The 24,548-nt window shown below is 63.1% G+C and carries 23 protein-coding genes; 20 read left to right on the top strand and 3 right to left on the bottom strand.

The annotated features are described in order from the left end of the window. Window positions 1-323: 323 nt before the first annotated feature. The 4 genes from AAEU42_RS13790 to AAEU42_RS13775 all read left to right on the top strand — a co-directional run bounded on the left by AAEU42_RS13790 (window position 324) and on the right by AAEU42_RS13775 (window position 4,098). Window positions 324-1,256, top strand: a complete 933-nt coding sequence (locus AAEU42_RS13790) for a flavodoxin family protein (protein WP_342234152.1) — start codon at window positions 324-326, stop codon at window positions 1,254-1,256. A gap of 12 nt (window positions 1,257-1,268) precedes the next feature. Beyond that, entirely contained in the window at window positions 1,269-2,108 is an 840-nt protein-coding gene (locus AAEU42_RS13785) for an acetyl-CoA hydrolase (protein ID WP_342234151.1), read from the top strand. 58 nt (window positions 2,109-2,166) lie between these two features. Next, complete coding sequence (locus AAEU42_RS13780) at window positions 2,167-2,643, top strand: hypothetical protein (protein WP_342234150.1); 477 nt, start codon at window positions 2,167-2,169, stop codon at window positions 2,641-2,643. Window positions 2,644-2,715: 72 nt separating this feature from the next. After that, window positions 2,716-4,098, top strand: coding sequence for an LVIVD repeat-containing protein (locus AAEU42_RS13775; protein ID WP_342234149.1), 1,383 nt, complete (start codon window positions 2,716-2,718; stop codon window positions 4,096-4,098). A 41-nt stretch (window positions 4,099-4,139) separates the two neighbouring features. Here the strand turns inward: AAEU42_RS13775 and AAEU42_RS13770 are convergent, their stop codons facing one another. Then, a complete protein-coding gene (locus AAEU42_RS13770) occupies window positions 4,140-5,006 on the bottom strand; it encodes a LysR family transcriptional regulator (protein WP_342234148.1) in 867 nt (288 codons plus the stop codon). A gap of 167 nt (window positions 5,007-5,173) precedes the next feature. Between AAEU42_RS13770 and AAEU42_RS13765 the strand changes: the two genes are divergently transcribed. Both AAEU42_RS13765 and AAEU42_RS13760 read left to right on the top strand, forming a co-directional pair. After that, window positions 5,174-6,547: an FAD-dependent oxidoreductase gene (locus AAEU42_RS13765; RefSeq protein ID WP_342234147.1), complete on the top strand. Its 1,374-nt coding sequence runs from the start codon at window positions 5,174-5,176 to the stop codon at window positions 6,545-6,547. A 37-nt stretch (window positions 6,548-6,584) separates the two neighbouring features. Continuing rightward, the gene (locus tag AAEU42_RS13760; RefSeq protein ID WP_342234146.1) at window positions 6,585-8,030 is read left to right on the top strand and encodes an SLC13 family permease; all 1,446 of its coding nucleotides are present in this window, start codon (window positions 6,585-6,587) and stop codon (window positions 8,028-8,030) included. 45 nt (window positions 8,031-8,075) lie between these two features. On the opposite strand, the gene AAEU42_RS13755 is transcribed toward AAEU42_RS13760, so the two are convergent. After that, a complete protein-coding gene (locus AAEU42_RS13755) occupies window positions 8,076-8,720 on the bottom strand; it encodes a GntR family transcriptional regulator (RefSeq protein WP_342234145.1) in 645 nt (214 codons plus the stop codon). A gap of 259 nt (window positions 8,721-8,979) precedes the next feature. Here AAEU42_RS13755 and AAEU42_RS13750 point away from each other — a divergent pair, with 259 nt between their 5' ends. From AAEU42_RS13750 to AAEU42_RS13715, 8 genes are read left to right on the top strand one after another with little or no spacing between them, the layout of a single operon-like run. Continuing rightward, the gene (locus tag AAEU42_RS13750) at window positions 8,980-9,900 is read left to right on the top strand and encodes a phosphate acyltransferase (protein WP_342234144.1); all 921 of its coding nucleotides are present in this window, start codon (window positions 8,980-8,982) and stop codon (window positions 9,898-9,900) included. Beyond that, complete coding sequence (gene buk / locus AAEU42_RS13745) at window positions 9,900-10,982, top strand: butyrate kinase (RefSeq protein WP_342234143.1); 1,083 nt, start codon at window positions 9,900-9,902, stop codon at window positions 10,980-10,982. The genes AAEU42_RS13750 and buk overlap by 1 nt, the downstream gene beginning before the upstream one ends. After that, complete coding sequence (locus AAEU42_RS13740) at window positions 10,982-12,172, top strand: MFS transporter (protein WP_342234142.1); 1,191 nt, start codon at window positions 10,982-10,984, stop codon at window positions 12,170-12,172. Before buk ends, AAEU42_RS13740 begins: the two co-directional genes overlap by 1 nt. Before the next feature lie 16 nt (window positions 12,173-12,188). Then, complete coding sequence (locus AAEU42_RS13735) at window positions 12,189-12,869, top strand: hypothetical protein (protein ID WP_342234141.1); 681 nt, start codon at window positions 12,189-12,191, stop codon at window positions 12,867-12,869. Between the two features lie 24 nt (window positions 12,870-12,893). Then, complete coding sequence (locus AAEU42_RS13730; RefSeq protein WP_342234140.1) at window positions 12,894-13,097, top strand: 4Fe-4S dicluster domain-containing protein; 204 nt, start codon at window positions 12,894-12,896, stop codon at window positions 13,095-13,097. Window positions 13,098-13,110: 13 nt separating this feature from the next. Beyond that, window positions 13,111-14,190 carry a 3-methyl-2-oxobutanoate dehydrogenase subunit VorB gene (vorB, locus tag AAEU42_RS13725; protein ID WP_342234139.1) on the top strand — a complete coding sequence of 360 codons (1,080 nt, stop codon included), beginning with the start codon at window positions 13,111-13,113 and terminating at the stop codon, window positions 14,188-14,190. A 3-nt stretch (window positions 14,191-14,193) separates the two neighbouring features. Next, entirely contained in the window at window positions 14,194-14,931 is a 738-nt protein-coding gene (locus AAEU42_RS13720; protein WP_342234138.1) for a thiamine pyrophosphate-dependent enzyme, read from the top strand. 13 nt (window positions 14,932-14,944) lie between these two features. Continuing rightward, window positions 14,945-15,490, top strand: coding sequence for a 2-oxoacid:ferredoxin oxidoreductase subunit gamma family protein (locus AAEU42_RS13715; protein ID WP_342234137.1), 546 nt, complete (start codon window positions 14,945-14,947; stop codon window positions 15,488-15,490). A 109-nt stretch (window positions 15,491-15,599) separates the two neighbouring features. Here AAEU42_RS13715 and AAEU42_RS13710 read toward each other — a convergent pair whose 3' ends face one another. Next, entirely contained in the window at window positions 15,600-17,204 is a 1,605-nt protein-coding gene (locus AAEU42_RS13710; protein WP_342234136.1) for a leucine-rich repeat protein, read from the bottom strand. 523 nt (window positions 17,205-17,727) lie between these two features. Here AAEU42_RS13710 and AAEU42_RS13705 point away from each other — a divergent pair. The 6 genes from AAEU42_RS13705 to AAEU42_RS13680 all read left to right on the top strand — a co-directional run bounded on the left by AAEU42_RS13705 (window position 17,728) and on the right by AAEU42_RS13680 (window position 24,537). Further along, the gene (locus AAEU42_RS13705) at window positions 17,728-18,735 is read left to right on the top strand and encodes a LacI family DNA-binding transcriptional regulator (protein WP_342234135.1); all 1,008 of its coding nucleotides are present in this window, start codon (window positions 17,728-17,730) and stop codon (window positions 18,733-18,735) included. A 37-nt stretch (window positions 18,736-18,772) separates the two neighbouring features. After that, window positions 18,773-19,786 (top strand): ABC transporter substrate-binding protein, encoded by a 1,014-nt coding sequence (locus AAEU42_RS13700; RefSeq protein WP_342234134.1) that lies wholly within the window; start codon window positions 18,773-18,775, stop codon window positions 19,784-19,786. 159 nt (window positions 19,787-19,945) lie between these two features. After that, entirely contained in the window at window positions 19,946-21,454 is a 1,509-nt protein-coding gene (locus tag AAEU42_RS13695; protein ID WP_342234133.1) for a sugar ABC transporter ATP-binding protein, read from the top strand. A gap of 14 nt (window positions 21,455-21,468) precedes the next feature. Continuing rightward, complete coding sequence (locus AAEU42_RS13690) at window positions 21,469-22,527, top strand: ABC transporter permease (protein WP_342234132.1); 1,059 nt, start codon at window positions 21,469-21,471, stop codon at window positions 22,525-22,527. A gap of 38 nt (window positions 22,528-22,565) precedes the next feature. Beyond that, window positions 22,566-23,606, top strand: coding sequence for a Gfo/Idh/MocA family protein (locus tag AAEU42_RS13685; RefSeq protein ID WP_342234131.1), 1,041 nt, complete (start codon window positions 22,566-22,568; stop codon window positions 23,604-23,606). A gap of 16 nt (window positions 23,607-23,622) precedes the next feature. Continuing rightward, window positions 23,623-24,537, top strand: a complete 915-nt coding sequence (locus tag AAEU42_RS13680; protein WP_342234130.1) for a sugar phosphate isomerase/epimerase family protein — start codon at window positions 23,623-23,625, stop codon at window positions 24,535-24,537. The last annotated feature ends 11 nt before the right edge of the window (window positions 24,538-24,548 follow it).

The raw sequence follows: 24,548 nt of genomic DNA, 5'->3' as shown, positions 1-24,548 counted from the left end.
TTTTCTCCAGTATAACACAAAACAGCCGCCCTGTCCGCATCATGGATGCGAAATTCGCATAGCAGCGATGCTTGTAGTGGGAAATATTCGTGATTTTGACCACATCGGGCCGGGGCGCTGCAGGTTTTTGCACAAAAAGGAGAGCTTCCCTTTGCGGTTAGGAAAAGCTAACGATGGCCTTTTGAAAAAACAAGTCAAAAAACGTATCGCTGGCATCGGTTTTCCGCATTTCCCAAATCAAGTGAAACCTTCTATTCTGTACAAGGAAAGAACGCCCGCTCACGAAGGCGGGGTCAAGCTGAAAAGAGAAAGGGAAATGCGACATGAAGATTCTCGGGATTTCCGGCGGCATGAGAAACGGCAGCAACGACGGGCTGTGCAAGGAGGCGCTGATGGGCGCCAGGGAGCAGGGGGCCGAGGTGGAGTTCATCCAGCTCCAGGACCTGCACATCGAGCACTGCACCGGCTGCACTGCCTGCGTCCAGAGCGTGCTGGGCGGCAAGGGCGGCGGCTGCGTGCTGAAGGACGACTTCGACTGGCTGCTGGACAAGATGCTGGACGCGGACGGCATCATTTTCGCCACTCCCATCTTTGAAAAGGGGGCCACCGGCCTGTTCCACACCATCACCGACCGCTTTGGCCCCCGGATGGACCGGGGCAACAACATCATCGGCACCAAGATCGCCCAGGAGACCGGCGGAAAGGCCCCCGACCCCCGCATCTTGAAGGATAAGGTCATCTCTTTCATGTGCATCGGCGGCTCCGACTGGACCACCCGAGTGCAGTGCGACGCCGGGATGCTGGCGCTGACCCCCATGTGGAAGGTCATCGACAACAAGCTCTTCCCCTGGGCCCTGTCCATCCTGGTGGACGACGAGCGGGTAGCCCAGGCCCATCAGGTGGGCGTGAACATCGCCCAGGCCGCCCAGGACTTCGACAAGGCTACATACCAGGGCGAACCGGGGGTCTGCCCCCACTGCCACAGCCGCAACTTCTACCTGGCCGACGGCGAGGCCATCTGCTGCCTGTGCGGGGCCCACGGCGAGGTGAAGAACGTGGACGGCAGCTACACCTTCACCTTCCCCGAGAGCCAGATGGAGCACCTCCACGATACCCTGCCCGGCAAGTTCCACCATGGCAACGACATCAAGGAGAACACCGGCAAAAAGTTCGAGAGCATGAAGACCGAGAAGTACCAGGCCCGCCAGGCGGCCTATAAGGCCTTCATTCAGCCCATGAAGCCCGAGGGCAAATAAGGAGGAAGCGGCATGTCAGTGGAATTTCGCCCCATGCGCAGCGTCATCTACGTGGACGTGTGCCGGGAGGAGTACCGCCATCGGCTCCAGCATTGGCTTTACGGCCACCACATCCAGGACAGCATCTCCAACTTCGGCCCCTACGTCACCAAGTACGCCTTCTACAACGCCCTGCCCGTTCCCCCGGAGGGGGAGCGCTTCGGCACCCGGCGGATGCAGATGACCGAGCACTACTGGCTGGTGAACGAGATGGTGCCGGAGATGCGCAACAAGGCCATCGCCGAGTATATGCCCCTGGACGTGCTGCGGTGGCAGGGCTGCGTCCCCGACACCGACGAGACCCCCAGCGAGAACATCGACGGCGACGCGGGCCGGGCCGTGGGCGGCGACAACGGCTGCCCCCCCTTCGTCTTCGCCCACGTGCCCATCAACTGGGAGGAGGACTTCAAGGGCAAGGGCCGCATGGTCTGCGACGGGCCCAACTACCGCTGGCAGTTCGTGCTCCAGTATTCCGAAGAGGCCGGCGAGGCCGAGGGGGAGCGCTGGTTCCACGAGGAGGTGGTGCCCTACTTCCAGAGCCGGCCGGAGGTCAACCGCTTCCTGTCCAGCAAAATCTACCACGACGTGGTGGGCTGCACCTTCCACCGGCTGGTGGAGCTGTGGTTCGACGGCCCGGAGGAGTGGTACGCCGCGGCGGTGGAGGGGGCCAAGGCCCTGAAAAAACCCGCCTGGGCCCAGCAGGAGGCATTCCCCTTCCTGAAGCCCCAGTTCAACATCGTGGGCATGTTCCTCACGGACATCCCCGCCTGCGACAACCTCACCCAGTTCCGGGGCTACATCACCATGCGGTAAAAAAGGTTTGCGGAACCCGCTGCAAACAGCACTTCAACTATTTTTGGAGGTATGTTTTATGTTTCGCAAGGATCAATTCGGCCTCGTATTCAACACGATTTTCAGCCTGATGTTCGCCATCGTCCTGCCCATCTTCATGGAGCTGCGCAACGGAAACTTCGGCCTGGAGCAGTTTTTGATGGACTTCATCCCCGGCTTTACCGTCCCCTTCGCCATCGGCACCTTCATCGACCTCAAGGGCATGGGGGACGGCTTCGCCCGGTTCTGCCGGGTGAAGAATGAGAACGGCCTGCTGTTCCACATCCTGCGGGTGGCGTCCATCACCTTCGTGCTCACCTTCGTCATGAGCTTCCTGATGATGTTCCTGGGCGTGGGCTTCTCCCTGGGCCCCGTGTTCTTCATCGCCTTCGCCGCCAGTTTCCCGCTGACCTATCTGGTGGCCCTCATCACCGCCTTCATCACCTTCGCCGTGGGGATGCCCATCTGCGGGGCCCTGTGCACCAAGGCCCCCCGGATGCCCCAGATGGCCCATTGACAACTGCACTCTGCCTTTGGACGTGATCGTACGATCACGTCCAAAGCCCGTTTTTCAAAGGAGGAAATTTTTATGGCAGCACCCTTTTACGCGAAAAGCCCCGGCAACCAGGGCTACATCAAAAATATGGACGTGGTGGGCTTTTGCGACCTCAACGGCGTCAACGCCTTTCAGATGGCCCTCAACAAGACCGAGGGCGGCAGATATTATATGTACTGCGGCTCCTTCCGGGGCCCCGGCTGGAACATCGTGGACGTGACCGACCCCACTAAGCCCACGGTGGTCAACTGGCTGGAGGCCTGCGACCCCAAGGAGTACCCCGCCACCAACACCCCCAAGATCCAGGTGGCCGACGGGCTGATGATCGGCGCCACCGGAGGCGGGGTCAGCTTCCTTCACGGCTGTAAGCCCGGAGATAAGAGCCTGGGCAGCCTCCAAATCTTTGACATCAAGACAGACCCCGTACACCCCAAATTTCTGGGCAAGTGGGAGACCGGCGTGGAAAACGGCATGGGGGTCCACCGCTTCATGTACAACGGCGGCCGCTACGTCCACCTGTCCGCCGACTGTCCGGGCTTTACCGGCAACATCTACCGCATCCTGGACATTATCGACCCCACCCACCCGGTGGAGGTGGGCCGCTGGTGGGACCCTAAGCAGTTCACCGACGGCATGAAGGAGGGGGAGTACCCCGTGGACGGCCCCGAGGGCCACTGGCAGTTCATGGACTGGCCCCAGCTCCACGGCCCTCCCTTCGTGGTGGGAAATTTGGCCTATCTGTCCTACTACTCCGACGGCCTCATCGTGTTGGACATCTCCGACATCACCCGGCCCAGGAAGATCGGCCAGCTCCAGCTCAAGGGGCCCTTCTCCGGCAAGTACGCCGGCGCCCGCACCCACACCTGCCTGCCCCTGCCCGGCCGCAATTTCCTGGTGGCCACCAACGAGGGGGAGCGGTTCCCTTTCTACAATAAGGAGATTCTCTCCCAGGGCCCCGGCAAGGGCGCCCAGCCCATGAACAACCTGCACATGGTGGATATCTCCGACCCCACCGACCCCCAGCTGGTGGCGGAGTTCCCCTATCCCGAGGTCCCGGCGGACTTCCCCTGGCCCAACTTCAATACCGCCGGCCTGGACGGCGCCCAGGGTCCCTTCGGCCCCCACAACATCCACGAGCCCATGTCCGGCAAGCCCTGGCTGGACCAGGACCCCAACCGGGTCTACTGCTGCTATTTCCACGCGGGGATGCGGGTCTACGACGTGTCCGACCCCTATTACATCAAGGAGCTGGCCTATTTCATCCCCCCCAACCCGGAGAAGCTGCTCTTTGATATCCCCGTCCCCGGCCCCATGCTGGCCACCACTGAGGACTGCGTGGTGGACGACCGGGGGTACATCTACCTGGACACCTGGCACGACGGTATGTATATCGTCAAGCTGAAAGACGGCATTTGAATAAAACCCCCTCCGGCGCATGCGCCGGAGGGGGTTTTCAGTTAAAGGGAAGAGAGGAAAAGCGGCACCGCCGGGTTGCGGCTTCCGTCCTGCCAGCAGGCCATACGTATTACAGATAGGTCCTCGGGCAGGGGGAAAAACAGCAGATCCCTGTCGGAGTACCAGATGTTTTGATTCATCAGAGAAAAGCCGTCCCCCATGGCCAGGCGAAGGTACATGGTGGAGTAGGAAGGCACCATCTGTGTCCGGGCGGGATGGATGCCGCACTTCTCGCATTGGCCCAGCACGAACCGGGCCCCCTCCGGGACCAGTTCGTCTCCCACAACGATCAGTGGGAGGTCGTTGAGGACGGTCAAATCATCAAGGCATTGGGCCAGTGGGTGCTGCTGAGCCAAAATGATATAGCTGGGCATCTTCCGCACCGTCCGCACCCGCAGTCCGGCCAAGTCTGTCTCATTGAAGCACAGGAGGAGGGCCAGGTCCATCCGGTCCTGGCGCACCTCATTGAGCAGCTCACGGTAGGGCAGGCACTCCACATCCAGCGCCACCTGTGGGTAACGCAGACGAAAGCCCCGGATCTGCTCCAGCACGTGCGAGTCCATGCTCTGCCCTTCCTGGATGCCGATGCGCAGCGCCCCGGTCTTTCCCTCGTTGGCCAGCTTGGCCCGGTTTAAAAGCTCCTGGTAGCCTTCAGAGAGCTGGCCCAGCCCCTTAAGGATCACCACCCCGCCGGGGGCCAGGGTCACCTCGTGCTTGCTGCGCAGAAAAAGCGGAAACCCCAGTTCTTCCTCCAGCCGGGCGATTTGCTTGCTGAGCGCAGGCTGAGAGATATACAGCTTTCGGGCCGCCTCAGTAAAATTGAGGCAGTTTGCCACCTCGCAAAAATAGCGATAGTCCCGTTCTGTCATTGTATCCCGCCTCCTTTTGATATTCTATTATAACTCGTATTTTTTATTTTGTAAAATATTATAACTCTTAAGCTATGACGTTATAGATTAAAAAGTATTTCCGTTATTGCCTTTTATAGGTTATATTGCACAGTAGAAGGCCAAACAGTTAGAAGGAGGCAGATCACATGCAGCGGACTTATTTGGAACAGCAGGCTCAAATCCCCGTTTTGGCGGAGGCCGACGTGGTGGTGGTGGGCGGCGGCTCGGCGGGAGCGGCGGCCGCCATCGCGTCGGCGCGGGCGGGGGCGAAAACCATTTTGCTGGAGCGTTATGGCCAGCTGGGCGGCATGCCCACCGGCGGCGAGGTCATCCTCATCCCGTCCCTCAGCAGCGGTGACACGGTGATGATCCGCGGCGTGATGCTGGAGATCATGGAGCGGCTCACCCAGCTGGGCGGCGTATGCGGCCCCGACGCCGCCGACGCCGGACGGACGGACCCGGAACTTTTGGCCCATTGGAGCAAATACTTCAATATGACCTGGGACAACAAGGTCTGCTACGGCGGCTATGTGGACCCTGACCTGATGAAGATCGTCCTCTCTCAGATGGTCGAGCAGGCGGGGGTGGACCTCTACCTCCACAGTTGGGGGTGCAAGGCCATCTGCGAGGACGGAACAGTGAAGGGCGTGTGTTTTGAAAGCAAGCAGGGGCGCGCCGCCGTTCTGGGCAAGGTAGTGGTGGACTGCACCGGCGACGGCGACATTTTTGCCTCCGCCGGCGCGGAGTTCGAGGTGGATAAATCCAGCATGGAGTCCGCCGTGGGAGACGCGGACATCGTCCACGACGTGAGCCGCACCGCCTCCATGGCGGTGGTGTACCGGCTGGGCGGCGCCGACTTTGAGAAGCTGGCGGCCTATGCCCAGGCGGACCCCGCCGGCCTGAAGGCCCACGAGGCCGAAATGGCCCGCATCGCGGGCTATTCCCTCAAGGTGTTCCCCACCTCCCGCAACGACGTGGTGTGGGTGGACAACTGGGTGCTGGGGTACAGCAGCATCGAGGTCAAGGGCCTCACCGCCGTGGAGACCATCGTGCGCCGGACGCTGTTGGATGTGATGGACTATATGCGCAGGGAGAAGATCCCCGGCCTGGAAAATGTCTGGCTCTACGACACCGCGCCCCAGCTGGGCACCCGGGGCAGCCGCCGGGTGCTGGGGGTCCACCACCTCACCGAGGAAGACCTTTTTGGCCGCAGGCAGTTTGACGATGTGATCGCCGTCATCCCCTCCACGGTGAATCCCGCGATGCCCCAGGTGCCGTCCCAGATCCCCCTGGGGACCCTGATCCCCAGGACGGTGGACGGCCTTTTGGTGGCGGGGCGGTGCTTCTCCTCCGAGCTGACGGCCAACAGCCTGACCAACTTGGTGCCCCACTGTTTTGCGTACGGCCAGGCCGCCGGCGTGGCCGCGGCGGTGGCCGCCAAGGAGGGTGTGCAGCCCCGGCGGGTGAACGTGAAGGAGGTACAGCGTATCCTGCGGGAGCAGGACGTGTATTTGGGATAAGAGAAAAATAGGAAGTTTTGAGAGGGGAGAACAAGACATGAAGAACAAAAAGACGATACACTTTTTGATCGCGATTCTTCTGGATGTACTCATTTCCCTGCTGGTCCCCGCCACCAACGGCCTGACGGACATCGGCGTGCGGGCCATCGGCGCCGCCGTGGCCACCGTCTATCTGTGGACCTTTGTGGCCACGGACTGGACCAGCATCTTTGCCGCGCTCCTGTTCGCCATCGCGGGGGTAATGCCCTTCGCCACGCTGCTCACCACCGGCGCGGTGCCCGTCCTGCTCATCATCACCATGAGCGCCATCACCATTCCCCTGAGCCGCACCGGCTTCATCGCCCGGGTCATCAACTGGTTCGTCACCCGCAAAATCCTGCGGGGCAGGCCGTGGCTGTTCTTTGCCTTCTATTTCGCGGCGATCTACATCATCGGCTGTTTCCTGGACGTGGCTGCCTGCGCACTGATCGCCCTGCCCGTGGCCAGAGAGCTGTGCCGGGAGATCGGCTACGAGGACGACTCCAAGTTTGCCTCCACCATGTACCTGGGCATCATTTGGTACAGCATGTGGGGCTATGCGGCCACCCCCATCGCCCACACGGTGTCCATTATCATCATGGGCCTTGTGGAGTCCGCCACCGGCATGACCATCTCCATGATGGACTATATGGCCGTGGGTGTTCCCTGTACCATTATTCTAGGTGTGCTCAGCTTCCTGGTGTTCCGCTTTATTGTCCGCCCCGACGTGAGCAAGTTCATCAACTACGACCCCGAAAGCCGCGCCCAAAAGGTCAGCGCCAAGATGGGCAAAGGGGAGCGCAACGCCGTTATCATCTTCGCTCTGGTCATTGCCGCCATTTTGTTCCCCGACCTGTGCAGGGGCTTCCTCCCCGAGGCCGCGGCCTTTGTGTCCGCGCTCACCATCAACGGCCCCGCCGTGGCGGGCATCGCGCTGATGTTCGTTGTTACGGACGAGCACGGCGACCGTCTGCTGGACTTCAGCAAATCCATCAACGACATCCCCTGGGGGGCGGCCCTGCTGGTATTCGGTATGTTCGTGGTGGCCCCCTGCCTCACGGCGGAGAACACCGGGATTCCCGTGTGGATCGCAAATCTTTTGAATCCCATGACCTCCACGATGACGAGCTGGGTGCCGCTGGTCCTGGTGGTGGCCGCCTTCTGCGCCATCTTTACAAACTTCATGTCCTGCAACGCCATCGCCAACATCGCTTTTTCCCTGATGGCCCCCATCGCCCTGGGGCTTTCCCCCATGGTCAACGTGGCCGCCCTGGCCATCGTGGTGGCCATCGCCGCCAACATCGGCATCATGACCCCCGCCGCCTCGGCCGCCTCGGCGGTGGTGCTGGGCAGCGGAGCCTCCACCGGTCATGCCATGAAATATGGCGCGGTAATGATCCCCATTTCGGTGGTGGTCTGTTTGGCCGCGGTTTATCCCCTGGCCAGTCTTGTGTTCCCGATCTAAGGCGCAAAAAAACTGCCGGAACTTCTGTTCCGGCAGTTTTGCATATCAGGCATCCAGATGGGAGAGGATGGCCGCACTGGACCTGGCGGCGTTTTCCGTGAGGATGCGGCACACGCTGTCGGCGTCGCCCTGGCGGACGGCGGCCAGGATGGCGGCGTAGTCCGCCTCGTCCCTGTCCCGGTCTGCGCCCTGGGTGGCGTAGAGGTAGCGCAGCAGCAGTTGTTGGCCCTGGATGGAGATCATGCTGTCGTCCAGCCGCCGGTTGCCGCAGTTGTGGTAAAAGACCCCGATGAAGTGGTTCACCGCCATCACCTGGGCGTTGACGCTCTTGGCCTTGCGGTAGTCCTCCAGATGCTTTTCCAGCTGCCCGGCCAGAAAATCGGTGTCACAGCGGGTCAGCGCCAGCCGGGCGGCGGCGCAGTGGAGGGTGACGGCCAGGTACTCGATCTCCTCCACGTCGTGGGCGTCCAGGGACAGGACGCTGGCCCCCACGTTGGCCTGATAGCGCACCAGGCCCTCCTGCTGGAGCCGGTTCACCGCCTCCCGGATGGGGGTACAGCTCACCTGCAGCTCCCCCTGGAGTTCGTTGACGTTCAGCCGGCTGCCCAGGGGCCGCTGAAGGGTGATGATCTCCCCCCGCAGGGTCTCATACACCTGGTCCACCAGAGAACTTTTCTTGATCGCCGCCATATGCCGCACCTCGAAATCTTATTTCTTGCTAAATATAAACCATCATAACAGCCTTTCAGGGAAAAGGCAAGGGGCGGCAAATAACAAAATAGCCAAACCGTTCCCGCATTTTTTGGAGAATCCTCCGAAAGTGGAACGGGGGGCTTGCAATCCTGATACAACGTGGTAAACTAGGCTTACAAATCTTGCAAGATATATAATGCAAAATATATATTGCAAGTGCTGAACGCTTGAAAAACGGGAGGAGCGGATGGAATTTATGATATACAAAACGTTTGAGGAAGTGGTGGGGAAGGTCAAGGACCTGGACGGCCGCACCCGCATGGCGGTGGCCGCCGCCGGAGACGAGCACACCCTGGAAGCGGCCCTCCACGCCCGCAAAGAGGGCATCGTGGAGCCGGTGCTGGTGGGGGATAAGGCGGTTATCCTGGACATCCTCGCCAAGCTGGGGGAGACGGTGCCCGAGGAGGACATCTACGATGAGCCGGACCTGGCCAAGGCCGCGGAAAAGGCGGTGGCCCTGGTCCGGGAGGGCAAGGCCCAGTTCCTTCTCAAGGGGCGGCTGGACACCGGCGTGCTGCTCAAGGCGGTGGTCAACAAGGATCACGGCCTTGGCAAGGGGGGCGTGATGAGCCACTTCACCGTGTTTGAAGTGCCCTCCTACCACAAGCTCCTGGCCCCCGTAGACGGCGGCATGGTGACCTACCCCACCCTGGAGCAGAAGAAGGCTATCATCGAAAATAGCGTGGAGGCCCTGCGGGCCATCGGCTACGACTGCCCCAAGGTGGGGGTGCTGGCCTGCGTGGAAAAGCTCAACCCCAAAATGCCGGAGACGGTGGAGGGGGACGCCCTCAAGCAGATGAACCAGCGGGGGGAGCTGGCCCACTGCGTGGTGGAGGGCCCCATCTCCTACGACTGCGCGGTGTCCAAGGAGATCGCGGCCTTCAAGGGCTTTGAGAGTCCCTGCGCCGGGGACTGCGACATCCTGGTGGCCCCCAACATCCACGCCGGCAACGTCATGGGCAAGATGCTGGCGGTGACCTGCGGGGCCAAGATGGCCGGCTTCATCGTGGGGGCCAAGTGCCCCATCGCCATGACCAGCCGGGGCTCCACCGCCGAGGAGAAGTACAACTCCATCGCCCTGGCCGCCCTGGCCGCCCGCGGAATGGAGGGACTTTGATGGAACGCCTGCTGATTTTGAACCCCGGCTCCACCTCCACGAAAATCGCCGTCTACGACGCCGAGAAGCCCCTGTTCACCGAGTCCATCGTCCACACCCCCGATGAGCTTGCCCCCTTCGACCGGGTGGCCGACCAGTACGAGTTCCGCAAGGAGCTGGTGCTGAAGTGCCTGGGGGAGCACGGCGTGGCCCTGGACAGCCTCAGCGCCGTTGTCTCCCGAGGCGGGCTGCTGACCCCCATCGAGGCCGGCGCCTACGAGGTGAACGACGACATGGTCTGGCAGCTGAAAAACAAGCCCCAGAACGAGCACGCCTCCAACGTGGGGGCCATGATCGCCCGCTCCATCAGCCTGGAGCTGAACATCCCCGCCTACATCTACGACGGCGTCACCGTGGACGAGCTGACGCCCATCAATAAGATCACCGGCCTGCCCGCCCTGCGGCGCAAGGGCATGGGCCACAACCTGAACACCCGGGCCGCCGCCCTGCGCTACGCCAGGGAGCAGGGCAGGGACTACAAGGACGTCACCGTTATCGTGGCCCACCTGGGGGGCGGCATCTCGGTGAACCTGCACCACAACGGGAAGGTGGAGGACTTCATCAACGACGAGGAGGGCCCCTTCTCCCCCGAGCGGGCGGGCGGCTTGCCCATGTTCGACGTCATCAAGATGTGCTTCTCCGGGGAGTACACCTACCAGTCCATGATGAAGCTGGTGAAGAACCAGGGGGGGCTGATGGCCCACCTGGGCACCACCGACAGCCGGGATGTGGAGAAGAAAATTGCCGAAGGGGATACCCACGCCAAGCTGATTTACGACGCCATGGCCCTCAACGTGGCCAAGAACATCGGCAAGCTGGCCCCCGGCGTCTACGGCAAGCTGGACGCCATCCTCCTCACCGGCGGCATCGCCTACTCGGAGTACTTCACCAAGGCGGTCACGGAGTACGTCTCCTTCCTGGCCCCCGTGGTGGTCTATGGGGGAGAGAACGAGATGGAATCCCTGGCCCTGGGCGGCCTGCGGGTCCTGCGGGGCCAGGAGAAGGCCAAGACCTTTGTCAAAACAGAGGAGCCGGGATTCTGATGAAAAAGCGGTTTGGTTACGCCCTGGTGGGCGTGGTGCTGATGCTCTTCGCCGGGTTCGTCTACGCCTGGAGCATCCTCTCCGCCCCCATCGCGGCGGAGTTTCCCCAGTGGAGCAACGCCCAGCTCTCCCTCACCTTCACCCTGTGCATGGCCTTCTTCTGCCTGGGGGGCATGGCGGCGGGGTTGTTGTCCAAAAAAATTCAGGTGCGGATGAACGTGCGGATATCCGCCGTGCTGTTTCTGATCGGCTTTTTCCTCACCTCCCGGGCCCAAAGCCTGCCCATGCTCTACGTCAGCTACGGCGTGCTGTGCGGCACGGCCTCCGGCTTTGCCTATAACTCCATCATGAACGTGATGCCCCAGTGGTTTCCCGACCGGCAGGGGCTTATCTCCGGGGTGCTGCTCATGGGCTTCGGGGCCAGCAGCATGGTGATCGGGGCGGTGTTTACCGCCGTCACGCCGGACACGGTGGGGGCCTGGCGGACCACCCTGCTGGTGCTGGGGGTGGTCATGGCGGCGCTGCTCTTTGCCGGTTCTTTCGCCTTCCACACCCCCAAGCCCGGCGAGCTGCCGGCGGCCGGGCCCCAGACAGGGGCGGAGGCGGGGGAGGAGTTCACCCCCGGCCGGATGCTCCGCCGGAGCAGCTTTTGGTGTTTCTTCCTCTGGGCGGTCACTCTGTCCGCCGTGGGACTGGTCATCATCGCCCAGGCCCGGGGCATCGCCCTCACCGCCTCGCCCGCCATGGACGCCGGGACCCTGTCCCTGGCCGTGGGCCTGATCTCCGTGTGCAACGGCCTGGGCCGGGTGCTCTTCGGGGCCCTCTTCGACAAGGTGGGGCGGGGGGTCACTATGGCCCTGGTGGTGGTGAGCTTCGCCCTGGGCACGGGGCTGCTGCTGCTCTCCCTGAACGGGCGGCCCGCCCTGCTGATCCCCGGCTTCCTCTTCATCGGCCTGGGTTACGGCGGCGGCCCCACCATGGGCGCCGCGGTGACGAAGCGGTTCTACGGCAAGGAGAACTACCCGGTGAACTTTTCCATCATGAACCTCAACCTGCTGGTGGCCTCCTTCGCCTCCACCGCCGCCGGGGGCATCTTCGACGCCACCGGCAGCTACACCACCATTTTTGTCCTGCTGTTCGGCCTCATCGCGGCGGCGCTGGTGGGGATGCTGGCCATCCGCAGGCCGTAAGAAGGGAGGCGCGGACATGAAAGAGACCAACTTTGTCTTTCTGGGGGAGGCGGGGAGCGGCAAGAGCGAGATCGCCCTCAATCTGGCCATCACCCTGGCACGCCGGGGGGAGAAGCCGGTGCATTTCTTTGACCTGGACATGACCAAGCCCCTGTTCCGCTCCCGGGACGCGGCGGAGCCCCTCACCCGGGCGGGGGTCACCGTCCACTTCGAGGAGCAGTTCATGGACGCGCCCACCACCGCGGGGGGCGTGAGCCGCCTGCTGCGGGACGAGGGGAGCTTCGTGGTCATGGACGTGGGGGGCGACCACATCGGCGCCCGGTCCGTGGGGGGCTACGCGCCCCTGCTGAACCGGCCGGAGACAGCGGTGTGCTACGTGGTGAACCCCTACCGGCCCTGGTCCATGGACCTGGAGCACATCGACAGGGTGCTGGGCGAGGTGCTGGGGGTTTCCCACGTACAGCTGGAGACCCTGCACATGATTGGAAATCCAAATCTGGGCGCGGAGACCACCGCCGGGGACGTGCTGGAGGGCACGCGGCGGCTGGAGGAGCTCATCGGGCCCTACAAAAGCATCGAGCGGGTCTGCGTCCCGGCGGAGCTGGCGGAAGGGGTAAAACCCCGGCTGGACCTGCCCGTCTGGCCCATTCACTTGTATCTCACCTACCCCTGGCAGGACGGCCAGGCGATGGGATAATCATTCGGAGTAAGGAGTGGAAACATGGCAAAGGTAGAGATCGTAGCGGAGCGGTGCAAGAGCTGCGGGTACTGCATCAAGTTCTGCCCCAAGGGGGTTCTGGCCATCGGGACAAAGGTGAACTCCAAGGGGTATGAATACGTGGAGCCGGTGAAGCCGGAGGCCTGCATCGGGTGCGCCATCTGCGCCCGGATGTGCCCCGACGGGGCCATCGACGTGTACAAATAAGGAGGGAAAGAACATGGCGAGAGTATTTATGAAGGGCACGGAGGCGGTGGCCGAGGCTGCCGTCCGGGCCGGGTGCCGGTTCTTTGCCGGCTATCCCATCACCCCCCAGAACGAGGTGCCGGAGTACTTCTCCCGGCGGCTGCCGGAGGTGAACGGGGTGTTCGTCCAGGGGGAGAGCGAGGTGGCGTCCATCAACATGGTCTACGGGGCGGCCTCCATGGGGGTGCGGTCCATGACCTCCTCCTCCAGCCCTGGTATCTCTTTGAAGAGCGAGGGCATCAGCTATTGCGCCGCCGCCCGGGTGCCCATGGTGTACGCCAACTTCGCCCGGGGCGGCCCGGGGGTGGGCTCCATCCAGCCCGCCCAGCAGGACTACCTCCAGGCCACCAAGGCCAGCGGCAACGGCGGCTTCCAGATGATGGTCTTTGCCCCCTCCACTGTCCAGGAGGCGGTGGACATGACCTATCAGGCCTTCGACTACGCCGACCGGGACCGCAACCCCGTCCTCATCCTGGCCGACGGCGTCATCGCCACCATGATGGAGCCGGTGGTGCTGCCGGAGATGAAGTCGGACGCCGAGATCGCCGCCATCAAGGAGGGCAAGAAGAGCTGGGCCTGCGTGGGCCACCCGCTGGACTACGCCCACCGGGCCTGGATCCAGCCGGGCCAGTGGTCCACGGCGCGGATGCAGGAGGAGAACGAGGCCGCGGAGGCCCTGTACCGCTCCTGGGAGAAGGACGCCCGGGCGGAGGAGTACCTGGTGGAGGACGCCGAGCTGGTCCTCACCGCCTACGGCATCTCCGCCCGCATCGCCAAATCCGCCGTAAACCTGCTGCGCCAGCAGGGGATCAAGGCCGGCCTCATCCGGCCCATCACCGTCCATCCCTTCCCCTACGCCGCCTACGACCACATCGACTACAAGAAGGTGAAGGCGGTGCTGGACGTGGAGATGTCCATCCCCGCCCAGTTCGTCAATGACGTGCTGGTGGGCGTGAAGGACCGCTGCAGGGTGGAGAAGTGCCTTTGCTCCGGCGGCAACATCATGAGCCGTGAGGCCATTCTCGCCGCGGCCAAGACCATCATGGAGGGCTGAGCAATGGAAAAGATCTATACGAGGACCAAGACCATCCAGGAGGACAAAGTCTCCGGCTTCTGCCCCGGGTGTATGCACTCCACCGTCATCAAGCTCATCGGCGAGGTGCTGGAGGAGATGAACTGTGTGGACAGGGCCGCCGCCGTGCTGGGCATCGGCTGCTGCGGGCTGCACATGGACTACATGGCCTACGACAACACCACCGCCCCCCACGGCCGGGCCTGTGCGGTGGCCACGGGCATGAAGCGGGCCAACCCGGACACTTTGGTGTATACTTACCAGGGGGATGGCGACCTGGCCTCCATCGGCCTGGCCGAGACCATGTCCGCCGCCAACCGGGGGGACAACATCACCGTCATCTTCATCAACAACGGTATTTATGGAATGACCGGCGGCCAGATGGCCCCCACCACCCTGGTGGGGATGAAGGCCTCCACCGCCCCCAAGGGCCGGGACCCCAAGGAGCACGGCTACCCCATGCACATGTGCGAGATTTTGAACCAGCTCACCGCCCCGGCCTACCTGGAGCGCACCAGCTGCAACACCCCCCAGAACGTGATGAAGACCAAGAACGCCATCAGGAAGGCGTTCCAGAACCAGCTGGACGGCAAGGGATTCTCCATGGTGGAGATCGTCACCGGCTGTCCCACCAACTGGGGCATGGACGCCCTGCAAAGCCTGGACTTCATCGAGGAAAAGATGCTGCCCGAGTTCCCGCTGGGCGTCGTGCGGGACCGCTGAAGGAGGAGAGAACATGGAAACCAATCTTTGTGTGGCCGGCTTCGGCGGCCAGGGGGTCATGACCCTGGGGAAGTTCCTGGCCGACGCCACCTGCAATTCCACCGATAAGAAAGTGACCTTTTTCCCCTCCTATGGCGCCGAGCAGCGGGGCGGCACCGCCAACTGCTACGTGGTCATCTCCGATGAGGAGGTGGGCGCCCCCCTGGGGGACGTGATGGACGACCTGATCGTGATGAACGGCCCGTCCCTCAATAAATTCCTGCCCAAGCTGAAGAAAAACGGCACCCTGTTCATCAACAGCTCCATCGTCTCCGACCAGATCGACCGCGCCGACGTGAAGCTGGTGAAGGCCCCGGTGACCGAGCTGGCCCTGGAGATGGGCAACGCCAAGGTGCTCAACGTCATCATGCTGGGGGTGTACGTGGGCTACACCGAGGTCATCGCCCCGGAGATCGTCTGGCAGACCATCGAGCACAAGCTCGCCAGCAAGCCCAAGCTCCTGCCCCTCAACAAGCAGGCCTTCGACAAGGGTTTGGAACTGGGAAGAGCACAGAAGTAAATCAAGTGATTCCTCCACGCTTTTGTGGATCGGTTTCAGCAGCAAAAGGGACCGGGCCCGCCGTACAACGGCAGGTCCGGTCCCTTTTATTAGAATGCCGCGGGATAAATTATTTTGCCAGCTTGTAGAGCCGCAGCATGGTCAGTATGCTCTGCTCCCGGGTGTACTCGCCCTGGGGGTCGAAGCGGTTGTCCCCCACGCCGCCCATGATGCCGCTGCCCTGGACCAGGCCCACCGCCTCGAAGGCCCAGGAGGAGATGTCGCCGTTATCGGCAAAGGTGGGGCTGGCGGCGGCGGGGCGTGACCCTACCGTCTCCGAGGCAGACACCTCGGTCTGGGCCGCCTGGACGGTCACGGTTACGGACTCGTTCTCGGTGGCGGAGGTGTCCTGGACGGCCAGGCGGATACCCGCGGCGGAGGCCAGCCGGGAGAGCATGGTGGCCGCCTGCTCCCGGGTCAGTTTGCCGTCGGGGTCGAAGCGGTCGTCGCCCACGCCGGTAACCACGCCGATGTAGGCCATTTTCAGCACGTCGGGGTCGGTGGTATCGCTGAAGATGGGCCGCCCCTGGAACATCTCCAGCCCGGTGGCCTTCTCATAGAGGGCCACCGCCAGGGCGCAGAACTCGGCCCGGGTGGCCGTCTGGGTGTACCCCTCCCGCAGCCCCTCGGGGATCAGTCCGGCGTTGTAGGCGGTGGTGAGCCCCTCCCGGGCCCAACTGCTGGCGGCGGTCAGATTGGGGGCGTCCTCCACGGGTTTGGGGGGATTGCGCTTGGAGATTCCGGTGGAGACAAAGGCGAAGCCCTGCTCCTTGGCGAAGGTCTCCGCCGCCGAGCCGGTGTCCCCGTAAATGGTGAGGGTGTCCTCCAGCCCGCTGAAGGCAAATTCACCGATGGAGGAAACATTGTCGGGGATGGTAACTTTGGTGAGGTTGTCGCAGTCAGTGAAGGCCAGGTCGCCGATGGTCTCCACCTTGTCGGGGATGGTGACCTCCGTCAGGCCCTCGCAGTAGCGGAAGGCCCCCTCTCCAATCTCTCTCAGCTCCCTGGGCAGGGTGAGGGAGGTCAGGCCGGAGCAGCTGGAGAAGGCGTCCGCGCCGATGCTGGTCACCCCATCGGGGATCCTCAGCTCCGTCATGCTGTAACAGCCGGCAAAGGTGCCGCGCTCGATCCGGGTGACCCCCTCCGGGATGATCACGCCGGTCAGGAGGTCGCACTTATAGAAGGCCTCCTCCCCAATCTCGGTCACCCCGGCGGGGATCACCACGCCGGTCATGCGCTGCTGCCAGGACAGGGCGCCCCTGCGGATGCGGGTCACGCTGTCCGGGATCACCAGGGTGTCCCGAAAGCCGTAGCCGGGCACATCGACGCCCAGCAGCTCCCCGTTTTCGATGCGGAGCATGCTCTCCTGGGGCGGATGGGCAGAACTGCCGGAGGAGGGGTCCTTTACCGGGGGCGTGTCCGCCGGAGGGGTATCGGCGGGGGGCGTGTCGGTCTCCGGCGGGGTGGTGTCGCCGGAATTCAGATCCCAGTGGATATTGCCGTAGCCGTCCACATAAAAGCGGTATCCGTCCTCGTCGGTGTGCCAGCCCTCGCCATACTCCATCCACCAGCCCCAGGGCTTGTCCTCCGCATGGACAGCCGTGGGCAGCAGCGTCAGGCCCAGGGCCGCGGACAGCGTCAGGGCGAACAGGGGTTTTGCAAATCTTCTCTTCATGATGTCCTCTCCTTCCATCAGGTTTATCCCGCCGCTGTATCAGCGGCTTTATCATGACCTGTTCTTCCGTTTCCCGGAGTGTTTAAAGAGTGTGTTTCATGGGCCCGCCGCTTTGCGTCTTGCCCCTTGCCCTTGGCGGCTCGGCATGGTCACGGTATTCGCCAGGCGCCGGAAGGAGGGGGGCGCAGGGCCGCTCGGGGATGATGGATCCTGCTTTGGTTACTTCTTATTATAGCAAGGGCAAGGATTGCTGGCAAATATTTTTATGCCGAAGTTTTTTGGAAGGCAAAAGGGGCTTTTCAACGTCCGGCCCGCTACTCCAAAAATACCAACTGGCAAAGGAATCTGCGGAAATCCTGCAAAGTTTCTCCCTTTGTAAACGTTTTCACAACCAGAAATGCAGGATTTTGCCCACAGGCAAAATCCTGCTTGTGAAGTTGCCAAAAATGCCCCGGGCCCATTGACTATCTTTTGTTGAAATGGTATAGTGCGCTTACCGGATGTAATCGTTTACAGAAGGAGGATGACCGTGAGCACCATATCGGACGTGGCCAGAGAGGCCGGGGTCTCGGTGGCGACGGTGTCCCGGGTCATCAACCGGAACGGCGCGGTCTCCCGGGCGACGGAGGAGAAGGTCCGCTCGGCCATCGACAAGCTGGACTACCAGCCCAACGTGTGGGGGCGCAGCCTCCGCCGGGGGGAGAGCCGGATGCTCCTGGTATTCGTCCCCAACGTCACTAACCCCTATTACGCCAACATCATCGCCGGCATCGAGGATACCGCCCGGGCCGGCTTCTATAACACCATGCTCTGCATTGGCGGCGGCGTCCAGGTCCGCCGGGCGGAATACCTAGAACTGCTGCATAACGGCCGGGCCGACGGGGCCGTCTTTTTGGACGCGGCGCTGGACTCCAAGGTGGTCCCGGCGGCGGCGGCGGAGTTCCCTGTGGTGCAGGGCAGCGAATACTGCGCCGACGAGTCCATCAGCCACGTGTCCATCGACAACCGCTCCGCGGCGGAGGAGGTGGCGGAATACCTCCTCTCCCTGGGCCACCGCCAGATCGGCTTTGTGGGCTCCACCAACCACTTCATTTCCACCCGCCAGCGGCGGGAGGGCTGCGAGGCCGTCCTCCGACGGGCGGACATCAAGCCCCTGGAGGCTTTCGCCGATAAGGACTACTCCTTCCTCTCGGGCGTCCGGGCGGCGGGGGAGCTTCTGGACAGGAAGGACCGGCCCACGGCCCTCTTCTGCATCTCCGACGTGCTGGCCCTGGGGGCCATCCGGGCGGCGGAGGAGCGGGGCCTGCGGGTCCCCGAGGACCTGACGGTGGTGGGCTTTGACGACGTGGAGTACGCCACCATGTTCCGGCCCATGCTCACCACGGTGAGCCAGCCCTGCTACGAGCTGGGCCAGGCCGCCTGCGAACTGCTGCTGCGGCAGATCCGGGGCGAGGGGGCGGGCACGGCCCGTTTCCTGCCCCACAAAATGATCCTGCGGGATTCCTCGGCGCGCCGCGCCGTTGAGTCATAAACACCTGCTCACAAAATTAAAGGAGGAATCAATCGCAATGAAACTGAAGAAACTTGCCGCCCTTGCTCTGGCCGGCACCATGTCTCTCTCCCTGGCCGCCTGCGGCGGCGGCGCCAAGGAGACCCCCGCTCCCGAGGACAGCACGCCCCCCGCCTCCGCCGCTGTGGAGACCCCCGCCCCTGAGACCAAGGTCCACAAGATCGGCATCCTGGCTCCCGCCGTCACCCACGGCTGGTCCGCCGCCGTGGCCTACAACGCCGAGCTGCGCTGCAAGGAGCTGGGCCTGGAGTATAAGGTCAACGTCAGCAACAACGCCGACGAGATGACCACCGGCCTGGACGAGCTGAAGTCCTGGGGCGCCGAGGCCATCGTGGCCTTCCCCCAGTGGGAGGGCATGGAAGTGCCCATCCAGCAGACCATTGACGAGGGCATCCCCGTGGTGAACTTCGACATCGCCATCGACGCTACGGGCGTGTACCGCGTCTCCGGCGACAACAAGGACATGGGCGTCCAGGGCGCCAAGTACGTCGTGGACAAGATCGGCACCACCGGCACCGTGGTCATTCTGGACGTGCCCACCTCCGGTTCCGTGGCCCAGCTGCGCAAGGAGGGCTTCCTGGAGACCCTGGCTGAGATCGCCCCCGACATGAAGACCATCGAGTACGCCACCCAGTTCACCCGCGAGGCCGGCCTGACCGACATGGCCGACATCCTCACCGCCAACAGCCAGATCGACGCCGTCTACTCCATGGACGACGAGACCTCCATCGGCGCCATCCAGGCCATCATGGACGCCGGCCGCACCGACATCAAGGTCATCACCGGCGGCGGCGGCGCCCAGGAGTACTTCAACATGATGAAGGATGAGCAGTACGGCGATCTGTGGATCGAGTCCGCCCTGTACTCTCCCGCCATGGTGAAGGACGCCGTGGACATGGCCGTGGACATCCTGGACGGCAACCCGCCCGCCGAGGACGTGAAGATCATCCCCACCACCATCGTGGACAAGGACAACGTGGACCAGTTCCTCGACGCCAACAGCCCGTACTAATCACATACCGAACGCTCAAAGGGGGCTATGGCCGGATAGCCATAGCCCCCCTTCTTATCAAGGGAGGACCGCTGAGAGCGGCGGGCACGCAACCTCGTTGACCGCCGGCCTCGGCGGCCCTGCCGTCCTCCCCACCTTCTAAGAAAGGGACGTGAGAGCATGAATCTGGAAATGCGCGGCATTTACAAATCCTTCGGCGCCAACGACGTGCTGAAAAACGTGGACTTCACCCTGGGCCAGGGGGAAATCTGCGCCCTGCTGGGGGAAAACGGGGCGGGGAAATCCACCCTCATGAACATTCTGGGCGGGGTGCTCCCCGCCGACCGGGGGACCATCTCCCTGGACGGGAAGGAGGTCCAGTTCCACTCCCCGGCGGAGTCCCTCCACGCCGGCGTGGCCTTCATCCATCAGGAGCTCTCCCTCATCAACGACCTGGCCATCTACGAGAATATGTTTATCGGCCGGGAGCTCAAGCAGAAAAACGGCCTGCTGGACGCGAAAAAGATGATTTCCCTCACTCAGGAGGTCTTTGACCGGCTGGACCTCAAGCTGGACCCCAAGACCATGGTCCGGGACCTGGACGCCTCCTACAAGCAGATCGTGGAGATCTCCCGTGCCATGATGATGGAGGCCTCCATCATCATCATGGACGAGCCCACCACCTCCCTCACCGACCCGGAGATCGAGCGGGTCTTCGAGATGATGCGGATGCTCAAAACCCACGGGGTGGGCATCATCTTCATCTCCCACAAGCTCAAGGAGGTCATGGAGATCTGCGACCGCTTCACCGTTCTGCGGGACGGCAACATGGTCCAGTCCGGCCCCGTGGCCGAGGTCACCACCGACGACCTGGCCCGGTTCATGGTGGGCCACGACGTGCGCACCGAGGCCCTCCAGCGGGACAAGACCACCGCCCACGAGGTGCTCCGGGGGGAACGCCTCTCCGACGGCCGCGCCTTCAAGGACGTGTCCTTCTCGGTGCGCTCGGGGGAGGTGCTGGGGGTCACGGGCCTGCTGGGGGACGGCCGCAGCGAGCTGTTCCAGGCCGTCTTCGGCGCCGGGCCCTATGAGGGGGAGGTCTTTTTGGAGGGGAAGCCGGTCAAGGTGACCTCCACCCCCCAGGCCATCTCCCTGGGCATCGGCTACGTGCCCCGGAACCGGAAGGAAAACGGCATCATCAAGGATATGGACATCGTGGAGAACGGCTCCATGGTCACCCTGCCCCGCCTTGCCCGCCGGGGCGTCATCGACCGGGCCCGTCGGGACAAGGAGTTCGACGCCCAGGCCGAGGACCTGCACATCAAGATGGGGGCGAAAACCGACCTCATCACCAGCCTCTCCGGCGGCAACCAGCAGAAGGTGGTGCTGGCCAAGTGGCTCTCCGCGGGGCCCAAGGTCCTCATTATGGACAATCCCACCCAGGGCGTGGACGTGGGCGCCAAGGAGGAGATTTACGACATCATTCTCCGCCTCGCCAAGGAGGGGGTGGCCGTGGTGGTCCTCTCCAGCGAGGCCCAGGAGATCATCCGGGTCTGTGACCGGGCCCTCGTGATGTACCACGGGGAAATCCAGGGCGAGGTCTCCGGCGCGGAGATGAACGAACAAAAAATCATGCATCTGGCCACCGGCGGGGCCCTTGCCGACCGCCCGGCCGACGCGGCAAATTGATGGGGGAGACGATTATGGGACAGAAATTGGAAAACAAAGCGGAAAAGCAGAGCCCGCTGGCCTGGTTCCAGAGCAACTGGAAGCAGCACCCGCTCTTCAGCACCGGCGTGGTCCTCATTCTGATGATCATCATCCAGACCGGGGTCATGATCGCCAACTCCAGCGGCGGCACCTTCGGGGAGCTGTGCCTCTCCCTGCTCACCAACTGGATCAACATCCTGAAAAACAACGCCAGCGTAGGCATCATCGCCCTGGGCATGACCTTCGTCATCATCTCCGGGGGCATCGACCTGTCCGTGGGCTCCACCCTGGTGGCCATCGGCGCGGTGGTCATGCTGTTCATCGACGGCAGCGCCACCGGCCTGCTGTCCGGCCTGGGCATCACCGGCGTGCCCGCCTATCTTGTGGGCATCCTGGCGGGCCTCCTCTTCGGCGCGGTGCTGGGGGAGGTCAACGGCGCCCTCATCGCCTACGGCAAGCTGCCCCCCTTCATCGCCACCCTGGGCATGATGAAGATCTGCCGCAGCGTAACCCAGCACTTCACCCAGCACGCCAATCCCGCCGTGCCCAAGGGCTTTCTGAACATCGCCAACCTGAAGATCGGCGGCTTCGCCATCATGCCCATCCTCTACTGGGCGGCCCTGGCGGCCCTGCTGTACCTGGTGTCCCGCCGGACCACTTTCGGCCGCCACGTTTACGCCATCGGTTCCAACGCCCGCACGGCCAAGCTCTCGGGCATCGACGTGAACAAGGTCAAGCGCCGGGTCTACGTCCTCACCGGGGCCCTGGTGGCCGTGGCCGCCGTCATCCAGGTCTCCCGCATCGGCTCCATGGACTACGCCAGCGCCGGCAGCGGCTATGAGATGGACGCCATCGCCGCCGTTATCGTGGGCGGCACCAGCATGTCCGGCGGCCGGGGCTCCATCATCGGCACCGTCTTCGGCATGCTCATCATCGGCGTGATGAATAACCTCCTGACCCTGATGGGGGTGCCCCCCTTCCTGCGGGAGGCCTGCAAGGGCGTCATCGTCATCGCGGCGGTGCTGCTCCAGAAGAAGGAAGCGGACTCCTAACCACATCCCACCACAGACCAAAAAGCGAGGTGTAAGTCATGTTCAACATCGGAATCATCGGCTGCGGGAAAATCGCCCAAGTGCGCCACATCCCGGAGTACGCCGCCCACCCCCAGGCGAAGCTCTGGGGCTATTACGACCTGAACCAGGACCGGGCCAAAGAGCTGGCCGAACAGTACGGCGGCAAGGTCTACCCCTCCTGGCGGGACCTGCTGGCCGACCCTGAAATCGACGCGGTGAGCGTGTGCGCCGCCAACAACGCCCACGCCGAAATCACCATCGCCGCCCTGGAAGCGGGTAAGCACGTGCTGTGCGAAAAGCCCATGGCCACCACCCTGGCCGAGTGCGAGGCCATGGTGGCGGCGGCGAAAAAGAGCGGCAAATACCTGATGATCGGCCACAACCAGCGCCTTGCCAAGGCCCACGCCCGGGCTCGGAAGCTGGTGGAGGAGGGGGCCATCGGGGATATCGTCACCTTCCGCACCACCTTCGGCCACGGCGGGCCGGAGACCTGGAGCGTGGACCCGGGCAAGGCCACCTGGTTCTTCGACAAGAAGAAGGCCGCCATGGGCGCCATGGCGGACCTGGGCATCCACAAAACAGACCTCATCCAGTTCCTCACCGGCCAGAAGGTGGTGGAGACCACCGCCGTGGTGACCACCCTGGACAAAAAGGGCCCCGACGGCCAGCTCATCGGCGTGGACGACAACGCCGTATGCATCTACCGCATGAGCGGCGGGGCCGTGGGCACCATGACCGCCTCCTGGACCTACTACGGCGCGGAGGACAACTCCACCATCCTCTACGGCACCAAAGGCATCATGCGCATCTATGACGACCCGGCCTACTCCATCAAAATCACCACCGCCGACGGGGAAAACATTCTCTACGACATCGACCAGATTCAGACCAACGACAACCAGACCAAGTCCGGGGTCATCGACCTCTTCATGGACAGCCTGGTGAACGGCACCCCCCCGGAGATTTCCGGGGAGGAGGCCCTCTCCGCCATGCGGGCGGTCTTCGCCAGCATCCGCTCCGCCGAGACGGGGGAGCGGGTCACGGTCAAACAGGATTGAGGGAGGAGCGAGCGAGATGAAATTGGGATTTGTCAGCGCCATCCTGGACGGGTGGAGCTTTGAAGAGATGATTGACGCGGCCCACGACATGGGCTACCAGTGCGTGGAGGTGGCCTGCTGGCCCCAGGGGAAGGCGGAGCGCCGCTACGCCGGGGTGAGCCACATCGACGTGGACGCCCTCACCGACGAGAAGGCCGCCCATATCCTGAGCTACTGCCGGGAGAAGGGGGTGGAGATCTCCTCCCTGGCCTTCTACCCCAATACCATGGACGAGGATTTGGAGAAGCGGGCCGCCGCCATCGAGCACCTGAAAAAGGTCATTCTGGCCAGCGAAAAGCTGGGGGTGGGCATGGTCACCACCTTCGTGGGCCGGGAACAGCACAGGACGGTGGAGGAAAACCTGGAGACCTTCGCCCAGGTCTGGCCCCCCATCATCCGCTTCGCGGAGGAACACAAGGTCAAAATCGCCATTGAGAACTGCCCCATGCTCTTCGATCGGACTAACTGGCCCGGCGGGCAGAACCTCTTCACCCGCCCCGACATCTGGCGCAAGTGCTTCGAGCTCATCCCTAGCCCCAGCTTCGGCATCAACTACGACCCCAGCCACTTCGTCTGGCAGATGATGGACTACATCGCCCCCCTCTACGAGTTCAAGGACCGCATCTTCCACGTCCACTACAAGGACATTAAGCTCTTCCCGGAAAAGCTCAAGGAGGTGGGCACCATGGCCTACCCCCTGGACTACATGGCCCCCAAGCTCCCCGGCCTGGGCGACGTGCGGTGGGACAAATACGTCTCCGCCCTCACCGACATCGGCTACGACGGCTACACCTGCGTGGAGGTGGAGGACCGGGCCTTCGAGGGGAGCTGTGAGCGTATCCTGGACTCCCTGCGCATTTCCAAGCGGTATCTGGACCAGTTCGTGATTTGAGAAAGGGATGG

It is taken from the genome of Pseudoflavonifractor phocaeensis (assembly GCF_038439875.1).
Classification (GTDB): domain Bacteria; phylum Bacillota; class Clostridia; order Oscillospirales; family Oscillospiraceae; genus Vermiculatibacterium.
Note: the sequence above shows the minus strand (reverse complement) of the source record. Positions and strands in the feature narration are given on the sequence as shown.